Source organism: Escherichia sp. MOD1-EC6300, from assembly GCF_002965045.1.
Taxonomy (GTDB): domain Bacteria; phylum Pseudomonadota; class Gammaproteobacteria; order Enterobacterales; family Enterobacteriaceae; genus Escherichia; species Escherichia coli_F.
On sequence record NZ_PTRH01000002.1, the window covers coordinates 97,440 to 114,535 of the forward strand.

The window sequence follows — 17,096 nt, forward strand, 5'->3', positions numbered from 1 at the left end:
AAGACCATGACCTTAAAAGAATTGTTAGTAGGTTTCGGCACCCAGGTTCGTAGTATCTGGATGATCGGCCTGCACGCGTTCGCCAAACGCGAAACGCGAATGTACCCGGAAGAGCCGGTCTATCTGCCGCCCCGTTATCGTGGTCGCATCGTTCTGACCCGCGACCCGGATGGCGAAGAGCGTTGCGTAGCCTGTAACCTCTGCGCGGTCGCCTGCCCGGTCGGCTGTATCTCGCTGCAAAAAGCAGAAACCAAAGACGGTCGCTGGTATCCGGAATTTTTCCGCATCAACTTCTCACGCTGCATTTTCTGTGGTCTGTGCGAAGAAGCCTGTCCGACCACGGCGATTCAGTTAACCCCGGATTTCGAAATGGGGGAATACAAGCGCCAGGATCTGGTTTATGAGAAAGAGGATCTGCTGATCTCCGGTCCGGGCAAATACCCGGAATATAACTTCTACCGGATGGCAGGTATGGCAATCGACGGCAAAGATAAGGGCGAAGCAGAGAACGAAGCCAAGCCTATCGACGTCAAGAGCCTGTTACCGTAAGGAGAGGGGCAATGGAGTTCGCTTTTTATATCTGTGGCCTGATAGCCATACTTGCGACCTTGCGAGTGATCACCCATACCAATCCGGTACACGCATTGCTGTACCTGATTATTTCGCTGCTGGCGATTTCCGGGGTGTTCTTCTCACTGGGCGCTTACTTCGCCGGTGCGCTGGAAATTATCGTCTACGCGGGTGCCATTATGGTGCTGTTCGTGTTCGTGGTGATGATGCTCAACCTGGGCGGTTCGGAAATCGAACAGGAACGCCAGTGGCTGAAACCGCAGGTGTGGATTGGTCCGGCAATTTTGTCAGCCATCATGCTGGTGGTGATTGTTTACGCCATTCTCGGTGTTAACGATCAGGGTATCGACGGTACGCCAATCAGTGCTAAAGCAGTGGGTATTACGCTGTTCGGGCCTTACGTACTGGCGGTGGAACTGGCTTCTATGCTGCTGCTGGCTGGTCTGGTTGTGGCCTTCCACGTCGGTCGTGAAGAGCGTGCGGGTGAAGTGCTGAGCAATCGTAAAGACGACAGCGCGAAAAGAAAAACGGAGGAGCACGCATGATCCCCTTACAACATGGACTGATCCTCGCGGCAATCTTATTCGTTCTTGGCTTAACCGGTCTGGTTATCCGTCGCAATCTGCTCTTTATGCTGATTGGTCTGGAAATCATGATTAACGCCTCTGCGCTGGCCTTTGTGGTCGCCGGAAGCTACTGGGGTCAGACCGACGGTCAGGTGATGTACATTCTCGCCATCAGCCTCGCGGCGGCGGAAGCGAGTATCGGCCTTGCGCTGCTGCTGCAACTTCACCGTCGTCGCCAGAACCTGAACATCGATTCAGTAAGTGAGATGCGCGGATGAACATGCTTGCCTTAACCATTATTTTGCCATTGATTGGCTTCGTCTTGCTGGCGTTCTCCCGTGGGCGCTGGTCTGAAAATGTCTCGGCGATCGTGGGCGTAGGCTCTGTGGGCCTGGCGGCGCTGGTAACCGCCTTTATCGGCGTTGACTTCTTCGCTAACGGCGAGCAGGCATACAGCCAGCCGCTGTGGACATGGATGTCGGTAGGCGACTTTAACATCGGTTTCAATCTGGTGCTGGACGGCCTGTCGCTGACCATGCTCTCGGTGGTCACCGGTGTCGGTTTCCTTATTCACATGTACGCCTCCTGGTATATGCGTGGTGAAGAGGGCTACTCTCGCTTCTTCGCCTACACCAACCTGTTCATCGCCAGCATGGTGGTTCTGGTTCTTGCCGACAACCTGCTGCTGATGTACCTCGGCTGGGAAGGCGTGGGCCTGTGCTCCTATCTGTTGATCGGTTTCTATTACACCGATCCGAAGAATGGCGCAGCGGCAATGAAAGCGTTTGTCGTGACCCGTGTGGGTGACGTGTTCCTCGCTTTCGCGCTGTTCATTCTCTACAACGAACTGGGCACCCTGAACTTCCGTGAAATGGTGGAACTGGCACCCGCGCACTTTGCTGACGGCAATAACATGCTGATGTGGGCGACGCTGATGCTGCTGGGCGGTGCGGTTGGTAAATCTGCGCAGCTACCGTTGCAGACATGGCTTGCCGACGCGATGGCTGGCCCGACACCTGTCTCCGCGCTGATCCACGCCGCAACGATGGTAACCGCGGGTGTCTACCTGATCGCCCGTACCCACGGCCTGTTCCTGATGACACCAGAAGTTCTGCATCTGGTGGGTATTGTCGGGGCAGTTACGCTGCTGCTGGCCGGTTTTGCCGCGCTGGTACAGACCGACATCAAACGTGTTCTCGCTTACTCCACCATGAGCCAGATTGGCTACATGTTCCTTGCGCTTGGCGTACAGGCATGGGATGCGGCGATTTTCCACTTGATGACCCACGCGTTCTTTAAAGCGCTGCTGTTCCTGGCATCCGGTTCCGTCATTCTGGCCTGCCATCACGAACAGAACATCTTCAAGATGGGCGGTCTGCGTAAATCTATTCCGCTGGTTTATCTCTGCTTCCTGGTGGGTGGTGCAGCACTGTCGGCACTGCCGCTGGTTACTGCGGGCTTCTTCAGTAAGGATGAGATCCTCGCTGGTGCGATGGCGAATGGTCATATCAATCTGATGGTGGCAGGTCTGGTCGGTGCGTTTATGACCTCTCTCTACACCTTCCGTATGATTTTCATCGTCTTCCACGGGAAAGAACAAATTCACGCTCACGCCGTGAAAGGGATTACTCACAGCCTGCCGCTGATTGTGCTGCTGATCCTTTCCACCTTCGTTGGCGCACTGATTGTACCGCCGCTGCAGGGCGTGCTTCCGCAAACTACGGAACTGGCGCACGGCAGCATGTTGACCCTGGAAATTACCTCTGGCGTGGTCGCGGTGGTTGGTATTCTGCTGGCAGCCTGGCTGTGGCTGGGTAAACGTACTCTGGTGACCTCCATCGCCAACAGTGCGCCGGGCCGTCTGCTGGGTACCTGGTGGTACAACGCCTGGGGCTTTGACTGGCTGTACGACAAAGTGTTCGTCAAGCCGTTCCTGGGTATTGCCTGGTTGCTGAAACGCGATCCGCTGAACTCAATGATGAACATCCCGGCTGTCCTTTCCCGCTTTGCAGGTAAAGGTCTGCTGTTAAGCGAGAACGGTTATCTGCGCTGGTATGTGGCATCCATGAGCATCGGTGCGGTCGTGGTGCTGGCACTGTTGATGGTACTGCGTTGAGTTAAGGATTGTGGGCTTGCCCCTGGGCATATAAGAACGTAGGTCGGATAAGCCGCCTTCGCGGCGCATCCGACACTACAACCACAATCCGAAGAGAATTTTCTGTCGTGAGAATTCGTTGAAAATCCGGTCCTGACGGGACTTTTACAAGGAATAAAGATCGCCATGTTACTACCCTGGCTAATATTAATTCCCTTTATCGGCGGCTTCCTGTGCTGGCAGACCGAACGCTTTGGCGTCAAGGTGCCGCGCTGGATCGCGCTGATCACCATGGGATTGACGCTGGCGCTGTCGCTGCAACTGTGGTTGCAGGGCGGTTATTCACTGACGCAATCCGCCGGAATTCCGCAGTGGCAGTCTGAATTCGACATGCCGTGGATCCCGCGTTTTGGTATCTCTATCCATCTCGCCATTGACGGGCTATCGCTGCTGATGGTCGTGCTGACCGGTCTGCTCGGTGTGCTGGCGGTACTCTGTTCGTGGAAAGAGATCGAAAAATATCAGGGCTTCTTCCACCTCAACCTGATGTGGATCCTGGGCGGCGTTATCGGCGTGTTCCTTGCCATCGACATGTTCCTGTTCTTCTTCTTCTGGGAAATGATGCTGGTGCCGATGTACTTCCTGATCGCACTGTGGGGGCATAAAGCCTCTGACGGTAAAACGCGTATCACGGCGGCAACCAAGTTCTTCATTTACACCCAGGCGAGTGGTCTGGTGATGCTGATCGCCATCCTGGCGCTGGTTTTTGTTCACTACAATGCGACTGGCGTCTGGACCTTCAACTATGAAGAGCTGCTGAATACGCCAATGTCTAACGGCGTGGAATATTTGCTGATGCTGGGCTTCTTCATCGCATTTGCGGTGAAAATGCCGGTGGTTCCGCTGCATGGCTGGCTGCCGGATGCGCACTCCCAGGCTCCGACCGCCGGTTCCGTTGACCTCGCGGGGATCTTGCTGAAAACTGCCGCTTACGGTTTGCTGCGTTTCTCCCTGCCGCTGTTCCCGAACGCGTCGGCAGAGTTTGCACCAATCGCTATGTGGCTGGGTGTTATCGGCATCTTCTACGGTGCGTGGATGGCCTTCGCCCAGACCGATATCAAACGTCTGATCGCCTACACCTCGGTTTCCCACATGGGCTTCGTGCTGATTGCTATCTACACCGGCAGCCAGTTAGCCTACCAGGGCGCGGTCATTCAGATGATTGCTCACGGCTTGTCGGCGGCGGGTCTGTTTATTCTCTGCGGTCAGCTTTATGAGCGTATCCATACCCGCGATATGCGCATGATGGGCGGTCTGTGGAGCAAAATGAAATGGCTGCCAGCACTGTCACTGTTCTTTGCGGTGGCAACGCTTGGGATGCCGGGCACCGGTAACTTCGTCGGCGAATTTATGATTCTGTTCGGCAGCTTCCAGGTTGTCCCGGTGATTACCGTTATCTCTACCTTTGGGCTGGTCTTTGCATCTGTTTATTCGCTGGCGATGTTGCATCGCGCTTACTTCGGTAAAGCGAAAAGCCAGATTGCCAGCCAGGAACTGCCAGGGATGTCGCTGCGTGAGCTGTTTATGATCCTGTTGCTGGTGGTGCTGCTGGTACTGCTGGGCTTCTATCCGCAGCCGATTCTGGATACCTCGCACTCCGCGATTGGCAATATCCAGCAGTGGTTTGTTAATTCCGTTACTACTACAAGGCCGTAAATCGCCATGACAATAACTCCACAAAACCTGATCGCACTGCTACCGTTGCTGATCGTCGGCTTGACGGTGGTGGTTGTGATGCTCTCCATTGCGTGGCGACGCAATCATTTCCTCAACGCTACGATCTCGGTTATTGGGCTTAACGCGGCGCTGGTTTCGCTCTGGTTTGTCGGCCAGGCGGGCGCTATGGACGTTACGCCGCTGATGCGCGTTGATGGTTTCGCCATGCTTTACACCGGGCTGGTATTGTTGGCGAGCCTCGCCACCTGTACTTTCGCCTACCCGTGGCTTGAAGGCTATAACGACAACAAGGACGAGTTCTACCTGTTGGTGTTAATTGCCGCGCTGGGCGGGATCCTGCTGGCGAATGCCAACCATCTGGCGTCTCTGTTCCTCGGTATTGAACTGATCTCTTTGCCGCTGTTTGGCCTGGTCGGTTACGCTTTCCGCCAGAAACGTTCGCTGGAAGCCAGTATCAAATACACTATCCTTTCTGCCGCAGCGTCTTCTTTCCTGCTGTTCGGTATGGCGCTGGTGTATGCGCAGTCTGGCGACCTGTCGTTTGTCGCGCTGGGTAAAAACCTCGGCGACGGTATGCTCAACGAGCCGCTGTTGCTGGCAGGTTTCGGCCTGATGATTGTTGGCCTTGGCTTCAAACTCTCTCTGGTGCCGTTCCACCTGTGGACGCCAGACGTATACCAGGGCGCGCCTGCGCCGGTTTCCACTTTCCTGGCGACGGCGAGCAAAATCGCTATCTTCGGCGTGGTGATGCGTCTGTTCCTTTACGCACCAGTGGGCGACAGCGAAGCGATTCGCGTGGTGCTGGCGATTATCGCCTTTGCCTCTATCATCTTCGGTAACCTGATGGCGCTGAGCCAGACCAATATCAAACGTCTGCTCGGTTACTCATCTATCTCTCACCTCGGCTATCTGCTGGTGGCGCTGATTGCGCTGCAAACTGGCGAGATGTCGATGGAAGCGGTAGGGGTTTACCTGGCCGGTTATCTGTTCAGCAGCCTCGGCGCGTTCGGCGTGGTCAGCCTGATGTCCAGCCCGTATCGTGGCCCGGATGCTGATTCCCTGTTCTCTTACCGCGGTCTGTTCTGGCATCGTCCGATCCTCGCGGCAGTGATGACGGTGATGATGCTGTCACTGGCGGGTATCCCAATGACGCTGGGCTTTATCGGTAAGTTCTATGTGCTGGCGGTCGGTGTCCAGGCACACTTGTGGTGGCTGGTGGGTGCGGTGGTTGTCGGTTCGGCAATCGGCCTCTACTACTACCTGCGCGTAGCGGTGAGCTTATACCTGCACGCCCCGGAGCAACCGGGTCGCGACGCACCGTCAAACTGGCAGTACAGCGCGGGTGGTATCGTGGTGCTGATCTCTGCACTGTTGGTACTGGTGCTGGGTGTATGGCCGCAACCGCTGATTAGCATTGTGCGGTTAGCAATGCCGCTGATGTAAGCTGTCAGTTCGTAAGTCAGAAAGCCGCCGACAAGTTCGGCGGTTTTTTTTGGTGCCCTGACCCCCATCACCCAACAATAACCGTCAGCGCATGATTCCCTTGCCGCAGCATACGTCGATACGCGCTAATCAGCTTTTCCATATCGAGCATGATCGAAGCAAAGAGTTGCCCCTCTAACTCTTCTGAAAAGGTTACTCCCGGATAAATCTCCATTTCATTGAGTCGTTTAATGGAAAACTGTTTACGCAGCACATTTCGGTCAAGAGCTTCCAGTCGGTCGATTGTCGCGGCTAACTCCTGATTCCAGGTCAATCCCAGGAATCCATCTATGCCATCTTCGAGGCTGTGTTCACCAAGCACGGCACGACTCAGCGGATCATTCTTCGCGGGATCAAAAGCAGAGGTGCCTGTCAGCCCAAAGTGTAAAAAATCCCAGCGTTTATCAATATCCAGTCGGCGTAATCCTGAAAGCGTGTCATGTATATTATCCATCAAAGGTTTTTGAGTAGACTCAAGAAGTTGGTTAATCTTTTCTGAGTCAATTTCTGCAAAATAGCCAATCATTCCCATTTTATTTTCCTCCGTTGAATTTCATGTTTCGCATCTTAAAACAGACGAGGGAAAATAAAATGTACATGTCGCTTTTTCTGGACCCGCCTCGAGAAATTTTTATTATTTACTGTTGTATAACAAAGTTATAACCCCATCCACTACCTGAGCCATTTTCTGATAATTCAATCTGTCTGCGGTATCACCGGGCAAGTGGTATTGTTTATTACGATAAAAAGCGGTGTCGGTAATCATTACGGCGGGAATATCGTGTTGCCAATAATTAAGGTGATCAGAGAAATCAATACCGGGAATAAACCCTGGGGCATTCATAGAATAAACAGATAAATCCTGAGATGACAACAATGCCGCTTTTAGCTGACGAACGGCGTTGATATCCTGCATTCTGCCGACCACGGCAATAAAGTCTCCCCGATCGGGATAAAGCCAGGACATTGCCGGGTAAGGGTAATCCTGACTACCAGGCGCAGAGTCGTAATAGCCAATCATCTCCAGCGCTATCATTAATCTAACTGGACGCTCAAGCGAAGCTGCATGTACCGCGCTCCCCATTTCATCGCTACGAAAGAAGGGCGGTTCTTCCGACGCATAGGCGACCAGCTGCACGCCAGTTTTCGGTGCTTGCTGCTGTAACAAACGTGCCAGTTCGAGTAATCCTGCCACGCCGCTGGCGTTATCATCCGCGCCCGGCGTATAGGTCAATTGATCGTTTTCATAACTGCTGACAGAATCATAGTGCGCACCAATAATAATCAGCGGTCCATCGGCAGGACCATAATCAGCAACAATGTTTTTGTAGGGACCTCCCGTAATGGGGACGTCCTGCGCGGTAACGCTGGCACCGCTACTGATAAAGACCTCTTTTATATATTCTGCGGACCTTTTCAGATTATCAATATTGTCGGCACTACGGGGATGCACAGTTTGTGTAAGATAACGAACTGTTTTTTCTAATTGCTCAGGACTTGTGTGTCGGGGCGTTGGCGGTAATGCATTGACCCAGGGTTGGTAAAAAATAATCAGAGGGAGTGAAAACAGAATTAATATAATAAAAGCAAAGTTTATTTTTTTCATATGCAAATTATTAATGGGTTGCGTTATTGAATCATTATTTGTTATAGGTTTCGATATTGTATTTTATTAAGATTAGCAGGATTATACAAAGAGTATATTTTATGTCTGGTGCCTGAGTTTATTTAAAAGGATTTTATATGCGAAATAAAAATATAATCATGTTGCTTATGAGTAGTTTGATTTTGTCAGGATGTGGGCCGGAACCTGAGAATAAGGAAAGTCAGCAACAACAACCCAGTACTCCAACAGAGCAGCAAGTGCTTGCCGCGCAGCAAGCTGCAATAAAAGAGGCTGAGCAAAGCGCCGCCGCCGCGAAAGTCTTGGCCCAGCAAGAAGTGCAACAATATTCAGACAAACAGGCTTTACAGGGGCGATTGCAGGAAGCGCCAACATTTGCAAGAGCGGCTAAAGCAAAAGCTACACATGTCGCAAATCCAGGAACCGCTCGCTATCAGCAGTTCGATGATAATCCGGTTAAGCAGGTAGCGCAAAATCCGTTGGCGACGTTTAGTCTTGACGTTGACACTGGCAGTTATGCGAATGTACGGCGTTTCCTCAATCAAGGGCTGTTACCTCCGCCAGACGCTGTGCGGGTGGAGGAGATAGTCAATTATTTCCCGTCTGATTGGGATATCAAAGACAAACAATCTATTCCGGCCTCTAAGCCAATACCTTTCGCTATGCGCTACGAATTGGCACCTGCGCCATGGAATGAACAGCGAACATTGCTGAAAGTTGATATCCTGGCGAAAGATCGCAAAAGTGAAGAGTTACCAGCTTCTAATCTGGTCTTTCTTATCGACACTTCTGGTTCAATGATTTCTGATGAACGTTTGCCACTTATCCAGTCTTCGTTGAAATTATTGGTCAAAGAACTTCGTGAGCAGGATAACATTGCTATCGTGACCTACGCTGGCGACTCCCGTATTGCATTGCCTTCTATCTCCGGGAGTCATAAGGCGGAAATTAATGCCGCAATTGATTCGCTGGATGCCGAAGGCAGTACCAATGGCGGTGCCGGGCTGGAACTGGCTTATCAGCAGGCGGCGAAGGGGTTTATTAAGGGCGGTATCAATCGCATTTTATTGGCCACTGACGGTGACTTTAACGTTGGTATTGACGATCCAAAATCGATTGAATCAATGGTCAAAAAACAGCGGGAGTCCGGTGTTACTCTGTCGACGTTTGGCGTGGGGGATGACAATTACAACGAGGCAATGATGGTGCGAATTGCCGATGTTGGCAACGGTAACTACAGCTACATTGATACCCTCTCTGAAGCGCAGAAAGTATTGAACAGTGAAATGCGGCAGACGTTGATTACCGTAGCAAAAGATGTCAAAGCGCAAATTGAGTTTAACCCCGCGTGGGTAACGGAATACCGTCAGATTGGTTATGAAAAGCGCCAACTTCGGGCGGAAGATTTTAATAACGACAACGTTGATGCGGGGGATATTGGCGCAGGCAAACATATAACGTTGTTATTTGAATTAACGCTGAACGGGCAAAAAGCATCAATTGATAAGTTACGCTATGCCCCGGATAACAAATCAGCGAAATCGGACAAAACGAAAGAACTGGCCTGGTTAAAAATTCGCTGGAAATACCCGCAGGGAAAAGAAAGTCAGTTAGTTGAATTCCCGCTGGGGCCAATAATAAACGCGCCCTCTGAAGATATGCGTTTTCGCGCAGCAGTAGCTGCATATGGGCAAAAGTTACGCGGTTCTGAATACCTGGACGAAATCTCATGGCAGCAGATAAAACAGTGGGCTCAGCAGGCAAAAGGGGAAGATCCACAGGGTTACAGGGCGGAATTTATTCGCCTGGTTGAACTGGCGGATGGGGTGACTGGCATCAGTCCGTGATGACTTTTTAGCAAACTATGTTCGATCAGTCAGCATATTTGCTGACTGGTCGAATTGACTAACAATGATGTTAACTTACTCTTTTGCCTGATGCTCTATTTTGGGGTTGTGAGTGTTTTATTTCTAAGTCTCTATAATAATCATTGATATTTGCATCGCCATATTTATCTAAATAACAATTTCTGTTTACCTGTCGATGTTGAAAATCAATTTCGTACTGCTCTTCTGCTGAATATTTTTTAAATCTGTCAGCATAGTTTTTTAATAACGTATAGGGAGCGCTGTCAGAATTGCTTTCCCTTTGTTCAATTACTTCTTTGGCTGCCATGCACACAAATGCACCGCAACTTTGGCTTAAGTATTGCTGAAGATCGGCATGTAAAAATGTTATCTCTTGTTCAGTTAAATGATCTGTTATATTCTTATTATTCGGCATTTCCCCCATGAATTTAGAATTGAAACTATTAATGACACGCTTAAGTGAATTTTCTTTATCATGGCCTAGTGCACGTAATGAGTTGAATATGACGCATTTTATTTGTTGTGTGTTATTTTTTTCATTAACTATTTTTTGTAGCGAAACTAATATCCAGTGTCCGCCAGTATTTATGGGGAATAACTGGACTTCTTTCGGCCATGATGGATCGCTCTTAATATTATCATTGAGAGCGATTTCCAGGTAAGTGCTGTTGGAATCGGGGAGGTAGAGACCAGTAGGATAATTGACTTGAGTATTTTTTGCATTAGCGGCGATCTTCTGAAGATAGCAATCTATTTCATCCGTGGTTAATTGACGATTTTTATCCCAGAAGTTTGTACCATCGCTCAGTTCATTATTCTTATCATTTAAAAGTACCTTTGAAAGCGACTGTTTTTCTGATATGAGAGGAATGTCCTCACCGATAATTGTCATTAATTTCGAAGGGGAGAATAGTTTTTTGAACAGGAGATTATCTGAATTATGTGATTTGAGGGGGTGTTTGGTTGCGGTATGTGCCAAATTATATAATTTTAAACAGGCATTTTTTATAAGCTTGATAATCGATAGGGTATCATTTGTTGGGTTTCTAACAATATGGTAAAGAATATCTTCAGCTTTTTTTCCAAATTCATCATAACCTAACGCAATATTATGCAGTAACTCAATGCTTTCTTCATCTCCGGATAACGCTGTTTTTTTTAAAGACTGCAGTAATTCCTCGGTCACAGTAAATTTTTCTGCAAATGTCTGACAGAGTTGGGTTTGAGATAATTGACAATAATTGCTGACAACTGTAACCATCATAGGCTCCTTTTAGTTGCAAAGATTGTGCTGAATGAAGATAAAAAGAGGCAACTTATTGCTCTGAATATAGTGCGTGCGGAGATGAATAAATATCAAAAATCGCTCAATATGCCCGTGTGGGTGGATATATGTGGCGCGGGTTGCGATAACAGGGCAAGTTTCGCCCTGTTTTAGTAGGAAGCAGAGTTAAACGTTAAACACGGTGAAATCATGCGCCAGTTCAGTCGCCGGGAAAATTGACCTGCATTCACGTAACAGGTGCTGACAACCTTTGTCATCATAGCGCGAGCTGACGTGGGTAATGATTAGCTTACCGACTCCAGCCTCACGGGCCAGTGTCGCAGCCTGGCGTGTAGAGCTATGACCGCGACTATTGGCTTTGGCTTCCATGGTTATATCCAGCGTCGCTTCGTGCACCATGACATCGACACCTTTAGCCAGGTCAAGTGCGGCATCGCAGGGGCCGGTATCGCCGAAAATAGCGAGCGCTTTACCTGGCACTGGAGCAGCTAAGTAATCTGCGCCGTTAATCTGCCTTCCATCTTCCAGCGTGATTGTTTTGCCCGCTTTTAATTCCTGAAACAGTGGGCCAGGCGGCACGCCAGCAGCTTTTAATGCCTGGGCATTTAATGCACCCGGTTTATCATGTTCTTCAATACGATAGCCATAACATTCCAGTGGGTGTACCAGCGGATAAGCGGTTACTTTGCGCAGGCCATCATCGAAAATTTCGCCAGCGCCAATTTCGACAATTTCCAGCGGATAATCGGTCCATGAGCCGCTAATCCGCAGCGCAGTCTCCACAAATTCACGGAGACCTTGCGGACCATAAATCGTTAAGGGTTGGACAATACCAGACATAGAACGACTGCACAGCAAGCCGGGTAAACCAAAGAGATGATCGCCATGAAGATGGCTGATAAAAATCTTGTCCAGTTTTCCAGGGTTAAAGGCGGTATGCAGTAGCTGATGCTGGGTGCCTTCACCGCAGTCAAACAACCAAAGCCCGCTCTGGGTCGGATGTTGCAGGTTAAGCAATATTGCCGTGACATTGCGCGTACGGGTTGGCACACCGGCTGAAGTACCTAAAAAAATTAATTCCATGAGTTCATCACGTTTCAAAAAATATTCCGGCTAGTATAAGGCATACATCTAAAAGGAGAGCATTATGATTGAATGGCAAGATCTGCATCACTCTGAATTATCGGTTTCCCAGCTTTATGCCTTATTACAACTGCGTTGCGCGGTTTTTGTTGTTGAGCAGAATTGCCCTTATCAGGATATCGATGGTGATGATTTGACGGGGGATAATCGCCATATTCTCGGTTGGAAAAATGATGAACTGGTGGCGTATGCGAGGATTCTGAAAAGTGATGATGATCTTGAGCCGGTCGTTATAGGTCGGGTGATTGTCAGTGAAGCGTTGCGTGGCGAAAAAGTGGGGCAGCAGCTGATGAGTAAAACACTCGAAACATGTACGCGTCACTGGCCTGATAAACCTGTTTACCTCGGGGCGCAGGCGCATCTGCAAAACTTCTACCAAAGTTTTGGCTTTATCCCTGTGACGGAGGTCTATGAAGAAGATGGTATCCCACACATTGGGATGGCACGCGAGGTAATTCAGGCGTAATCAATAACCATTGTCTATAGTTAGTGACAGGTTTTACGCAAATGGAGAACGAGAATGTCTAATCAGTTTGGTGATACACGTATCGATGACGACCTGACGCTGCTTAGTGAAACACTGGAAGAGGTGCTCCGCTCCTCTGGCGATCCCGCCGATCAGAAATATGTTGAGCTGAAAGCGCGTGCAGAAAAAGCGCTGGATGATGTGAAAAAACGGGTTAGCCAGGCTTCAGACAGTTATTACTATCGGGCGAAGCAGGCTGTTTATCGTGCTGATGACTACGTCCACGAAAAACCCTGGCAAGGAATTGGGGTGGGCGCGGCCGTTGGGCTGGTATTAGGACTGTTGCTGGCACGCCGTTAAAACCTCCCTACACCGGGGTACTGCATTTTTTTGTAGTACCCCGTATAATGTGAGGCTTTTAACAGGGAGAGGTCCGCGTGCAATCACTCACTACGGCGCTGGAAAATCTACTGCGCCTTTTGTCGCAAGAGATTCCAGCGACACCCGGCATTCGGGTTATTGATACTCCTTTCCCTCTCAAAGATGCTTTTGATGCCTTGAGCTGGCTGGCCAGTCAGCAAACGTATCCGCAATTCTACTGGCAACAACGTAATGGTGATGAAGAAGCTGCCGTCCTGGGCGCGATTACCCATTTTACCTCGTTGGACCAGGCGCAACGTTTTCTTCACCAGCACCCGGAACATGCCGACTTACGCATCTGGGGGCTGAATGCGTTTGACCCGTCGCAGGGCAATTTACTTTTACCCCGCCTGGAATGGCGACGCTGTGGCGGTAAAGCCACGCTGCGGCTGACGCTATTCAGCGAAAGCTCCCTTCAGCACGATGCGATAAAGGCAAAAGAATTTATCGCCACACTGGTGAGTATCAAGTCCCTGCCAGGGTTACATTTAACCACCACGCGAGAACAACACTGGCCGGACAAAACGGGCTGGACGCGATTAATCGAACTGGCAACGCAAACTATCGCCGAAGGTGAACTCGACAAAGTCGTTCTTGCACGGGCGACCGATCTGCATTTTGCAAGCCCGGTTAACGCAGCGGCGATGATGGCAGCCAGCCGTCGGCTCAATCTGAACTGCTATCATTTCTTTATGGCCTTTGATGGCGAGACCGCGTTTCTGGGTTCGTCTCCTGAGCGGCTATGGCGGCGGCGTGCCAAAGCGCTGCGTACTGAAGCGCTGGCGGGAACGGTAGCAAATCATCCTGATGATAAGCAGGCGCAGCAGTTGGGCGAGTGGCTGATGGCGGATGATAAAAACCAGCGCGAGAACATGCTGGTGGTGGAAGATATTTGCCAACGATTGCAGGCCGATACCCAGACGCTGGATGTTTTACCGCCGCAGGTACTGCGTCTGCGTAAAGTGCAGCATCTGCGCCGCTGTATCTGGACTTCACTCAACAAAGCGGATGATGTGATCTGTTTACATCAGTTGCAGCCAACGGCCGCGGTTGCGGGCTTACCGCGTGACCTGGCGCGGCAGTTTATCGCCCGTCACGAACCGTTCACCCGTGAATGGTATGCCGGTTCCGCGGGCTATCTTTCGTTACAACAAAGCGAATTCTGCGTTTCCCTGCGCTCAGCAAAAATTAGCGGCAATGTCGTGCGGTTATATGCTGGCGCGGGCATTGTCCGTGGCTCCGACCCCGAGCAAGAGTGGCAGGAAATCGACAACAAAGCGGCAGGGCTGCGTACTTTATTACAAATGGAAGAGTAATGAGTCGCATCATTACCGATTCATATCAATAATCTATTTTTGTAGCTCCTTATACTTAGCCGCAATATTGATACCGGACAAACTCATGTCAGTAAGCGCATTTAACCGACGCTGGGCGGCGGTCATTCTGGAAGCATTAACGCGTCACGGCGTCAGACACATCTGTATCGCCCCTGGCTCGCGTTCTACACCGTTAACGTTAGCGGCAGCGGAGAATTCCGCATTCATTCACCACACCCATTTTGATGAGCGTGGACTGGGGCATCTGGCGCTGGGGCTGGCGAAAGTCAGCAAGCAGCCGGTGGCGGTGATAGTGACCTCCGGCACGGCGGTAGCAAATCTCTATCCGGCACTAATAGAAGCTGGGTTAACCGGAGAAAAACTGATCCTGTTAACCGCCGATCGCCCGCCGGAGCTCATTGACTGCGGCGCGAATCAGGCGATTCGTCAGCCGGGAATGTTCGCCTCTCATCCTACGCATAGCATTTCACTGCCGCGCCCGACGCAGGATATTTCTGCCCGTTGGCTGGTCTCTACTATCGACCACGCCCTTGGTACGCTTCATGCTGGAGGAGTTCATATCAACTGCCCGTTTGCTGAACCGCTATATGGCGAGATGGACGACACCGGGCTTAGTTGGCAACAGCGTCTTGGCGACTGGTGGCAGGACGATAAACCGTGGCTGCGTGAAGCGCCTCGTCTGGAAAGTGAAAAACAGCGTGACTGGTTCTTCTGGCGACAAAAGCGCGGCGTGGTAGTTGCTGGTCGCATGAGTGCGGAAGAGGGCAAAAAAGTTGCTCTGTGGGCGCAAACTCTTGGCTGGCCGCTGATTGGCGACGTCCTGTCGCAAACCGGACAGCCGCTGCCGTGTGCCGATCTCTGGTTAGGCAATGCCAAAGCGACAAGCGAACTGCAACAGGCGCAGATTGTGGTGCAACTGGGCAGCAGCCTGACGGGCAAACGGCTCCTGCAATGGCAGGCAAGCTGTGAACCAGAAGAGTACTGGATTGTTGATGACATTGAAGGGCGACTTGATCCGGCACACCATCGCGGACGCCGCTTAATTGCCAATATTGCCGACTGGCTGGAGCTGCATCCGGCAGAAAAACGCCAGCCCTGGTGCGTTGAAATCCCGCGCCTGGCGGAACAGGCAATGCAGGCGGTTATTGCCCGTCGCGATGCGTTTGGCGAAGCGCAACTGGCGCATCGCATCAGCGACTATTTGCCGGAACAGGGGCAACTGTTTGTTGGCAACAGCCTGGTGGTACGTCTGATTGATGCGCTTTCGCAACTTCCGGCGGGTTACCCGGTGTATAGCAACCGTGGGGCCAGCGGTATTGACGGGCTGCTATCTACTGCCGCAGGCGTTCAGCGGGCCAGTGGCAAACCGACGCTGGCGATTGTGGGCGATCTCTCAGCACTTTACGATCTCAACGCGCTGGCGCTATTGCGCCAGGTTTCCGCGCCGCTGGTATTAATTGTGGTGAACAACAACGGCGGGCAAATTTTCTCGCTGCTGCCGACACCGAAAAGCGAGCGTGAGCGTTTCTATCTGATGCCGCAAAACGTCCATTTTGAGCACGCCGCCGCGATGTTCGAGCTGAAATATCATCGTCCGCAAAACTGGCAGGAACTTGAAACGGCACTTGCCGACGCCTGGCGCACGCCGACCACCACGGTAATTGAAATGGTGGTTAATGACACCGATGGTGCGCAAACCCTCCAGCAACTGCTGGCGCAGGTAAGCCATTTATGATCCTGCACGCGCAGGCAAAACACGGCAAACCAGGTTTACCCTGGCTGGTGTTTTTGCACGGTTTTTCCGGCGATTGCCAGGAATGGCAAGAAGTGGGCGAGGCGTTTGCCGACTACTCGCGGTTGTATGTTGATCTCCCTGGTCACGGTGGTTCGGCAGCAATTAGCGTCGATGGATTTGATGATGTCACCGGCTTACTGCGTAAAACTCTGGTTAGTTACAACATCCTTAACTTCTGGCTGGTGGGGTACTCGCTCGGCGGACGGGTGGCGATGATGGCGGCTTGCCAGGGGATGGCGGGGCTTTGTGGCGTGATTGTCGAAGGTGGGCATCCCGGGCTGCAAAGTGCTGAACAACGCACGGAACGTCTGCTTTCCGATCGCCAATGGGCGCAGCGTTTTCGCACAGAACCATTAACGGCGGTATTTGCCGACTGGTATCAACAGCCTGTCTTTGCCTCGCTCAATGACGATCAACGCCGGGAGCTGGTGGCGCTGCGTAGCCACAATAACGGTGTAACGCTTGCTACTATGCTGGAGGCCACTTCTCTCGCCGTCCAGCCTGATTTACGTGCTAACCTTAGCGCCCGCACATTTGCGTTTTATTATTTATGTGGTGAACGTGACAGCAAATTCCGCGCTCTGGCGGCGGAACTGGCTGCCGACTGCCATGTCATTCCTCGCGCCGGACATAACGCGCACCGGGAAAATCCCGCTGGCGTAATCGCAAGTCTGGCGCAGATCTTGCGTTTCTGACTAAAGGACACAA

At 51.2% G+C, this 17,096-nt stretch carries 16 protein-coding genes; 12 read left to right on the forward strand and 4 right to left on the reverse strand.

Annotation, left to right across the window (positions count from 1 at the left end; all coding sequences use genetic code 11):
- Window positions 1–6 precede the first annotated feature (6 nt).
- The 6 genes from nuoI to nuoN all read left to right on the forward strand — a co-directional run bounded on the left by nuoI (window position 7) and on the right by nuoN (window position 6,411).
- The gene (gene nuoI / locus BGE37_RS03225; protein WP_000172749.1) at window positions 7–549 is read left to right on the forward strand and encodes an NADH-quinone oxidoreductase subunit NuoI; all 543 of its coding nucleotides are present in this window, start codon (window positions 7–9) and stop codon (window positions 547–549) included.
- A gap of 11 nt (window positions 550–560) precedes the next feature.
- Window positions 561–1,115 (forward strand): NADH-quinone oxidoreductase subunit J, encoded by a 555-nt coding sequence (gene nuoJ / locus BGE37_RS03230; protein WP_000393511.1) that lies wholly within the window; start codon window positions 561–563, stop codon window positions 1,113–1,115.
- Window positions 1,112–1,414 (forward strand): NADH-quinone oxidoreductase subunit NuoK, encoded by a 303-nt coding sequence (gene nuoK, locus BGE37_RS03235; RefSeq protein ID WP_000612644.1) that lies wholly within the window; start codon window positions 1,112–1,114, stop codon window positions 1,412–1,414. Before nuoJ ends, nuoK begins: the two co-directional genes overlap by 4 nt.
- Window positions 1,411–3,252, forward strand: coding sequence for an NADH-quinone oxidoreductase subunit L (gene nuoL, locus BGE37_RS03240; RefSeq protein ID WP_001056608.1), 1,842 nt, complete (start codon window positions 1,411–1,413; stop codon window positions 3,250–3,252). The genes nuoK and nuoL overlap by 4 nt, the downstream gene beginning before the upstream one ends.
- Before the next feature lie 165 nt (window positions 3,253–3,417).
- A complete protein-coding gene (nuoM, locus tag BGE37_RS03245) occupies window positions 3,418–4,947 on the forward strand; it encodes an NADH-quinone oxidoreductase subunit M (RefSeq protein ID WP_000926437.1) in 1,530 nt (509 codons plus the stop codon).
- Between the two features lie 6 nt (window positions 4,948–4,953).
- Window positions 4,954–6,411: an NADH-quinone oxidoreductase subunit NuoN gene (gene nuoN, locus BGE37_RS03250; RefSeq protein WP_088541262.1), complete on the forward strand. Its 1,458-nt coding sequence runs from the start codon at window positions 4,954–4,956 to the stop codon at window positions 6,409–6,411.
- 67 nt (window positions 6,412–6,478) lie between these two features.
- Here the strand turns inward: nuoN and BGE37_RS03255 are convergent, their stop codons facing one another.
- Complete coding sequence (locus BGE37_RS03255) at window positions 6,479–6,982, reverse strand: YfbM family protein (RefSeq protein WP_105282108.1); 504 nt, start codon at window positions 6,980–6,982, stop codon at window positions 6,479–6,481.
- A 102-nt stretch (window positions 6,983–7,084) separates the two neighbouring features.
- Window positions 7,085–8,056, reverse strand: coding sequence for a M28 family metallopeptidase (locus tag BGE37_RS03260; RefSeq protein WP_088541263.1), 972 nt, complete (start codon window positions 8,054–8,056; stop codon window positions 7,085–7,087).
- A 137-nt stretch (window positions 8,057–8,193) separates the two neighbouring features.
- Here BGE37_RS03260 and BGE37_RS03265 point away from each other — a divergent pair, with 137 nt between their 5' ends.
- A complete protein-coding gene (locus BGE37_RS03265; RefSeq protein WP_105276827.1) occupies window positions 8,194–9,921 on the forward strand; it encodes a vWA domain-containing protein in 1,728 nt (575 codons plus the stop codon).
- 70 nt (window positions 9,922–9,991) lie between these two features.
- On the opposite strand, the gene BGE37_RS03270 is transcribed toward BGE37_RS03265, so the two are convergent.
- On the reverse strand, window positions 9,992–11,206 hold the full coding sequence (locus BGE37_RS03270) for an ElaD/SseL family deubiquitinase (protein ID WP_105287761.1): 1,215 nt from the start codon (window positions 11,204–11,206) through the stop codon (window positions 9,992–9,994).
- A 186-nt stretch (window positions 11,207–11,392) separates the two neighbouring features.
- A complete protein-coding gene (rbn, locus tag BGE37_RS03275) occupies window positions 11,393–12,310 on the reverse strand; it encodes a ribonuclease BN (RefSeq protein ID WP_105282122.1) in 918 nt (305 codons plus the stop codon).
- Between the two features lie 64 nt (window positions 12,311–12,374).
- On the opposite strand from rbn, the gene BGE37_RS03280 reads away from it, so the two are divergent.
- The 5 genes from BGE37_RS03280 (at window position 12,375) to menH (ending at window position 17,083) form a co-directional block, all read left to right on the forward strand.
- Window positions 12,375–12,836, forward strand: a complete 462-nt coding sequence (locus tag BGE37_RS03280) for a GNAT family N-acetyltransferase (protein ID WP_000574094.1) — start codon at window positions 12,375–12,377, stop codon at window positions 12,834–12,836.
- A 54-nt stretch (window positions 12,837–12,890) separates the two neighbouring features.
- Window positions 12,891–13,196 carry a stress response protein ElaB gene (elaB, locus tag BGE37_RS03285; RefSeq protein WP_000070621.1) on the forward strand — a complete coding sequence of 102 codons (306 nt, stop codon included), beginning with the start codon at window positions 12,891–12,893 and terminating at the stop codon, window positions 13,194–13,196.
- 77 nt (window positions 13,197–13,273) lie between these two features.
- Window positions 13,274–14,572, forward strand: coding sequence for an isochorismate synthase MenF (gene menF / locus BGE37_RS03290; RefSeq protein WP_088541266.1), 1,299 nt, complete (start codon window positions 13,274–13,276; stop codon window positions 14,570–14,572).
- Between the two features lie 85 nt (window positions 14,573–14,657).
- A complete protein-coding gene (gene menD / locus BGE37_RS03295; protein WP_001354789.1) occupies window positions 14,658–16,328 on the forward strand; it encodes a 2-succinyl-5-enolpyruvyl-6-hydroxy-3-cyclohexene-1-carboxylic-acid synthase in 1,671 nt (556 codons plus the stop codon).
- On the forward strand, window positions 16,325–17,083 hold the full coding sequence (gene menH / locus BGE37_RS03300; protein ID WP_105287762.1) for a 2-succinyl-6-hydroxy-2,4-cyclohexadiene-1-carboxylate synthase: 759 nt from the start codon (window positions 16,325–16,327) through the stop codon (window positions 17,081–17,083). Before menD ends, menH begins: the two co-directional genes overlap by 4 nt.
- The last annotated feature ends 13 nt before the right edge of the window (window positions 17,084–17,096 follow it).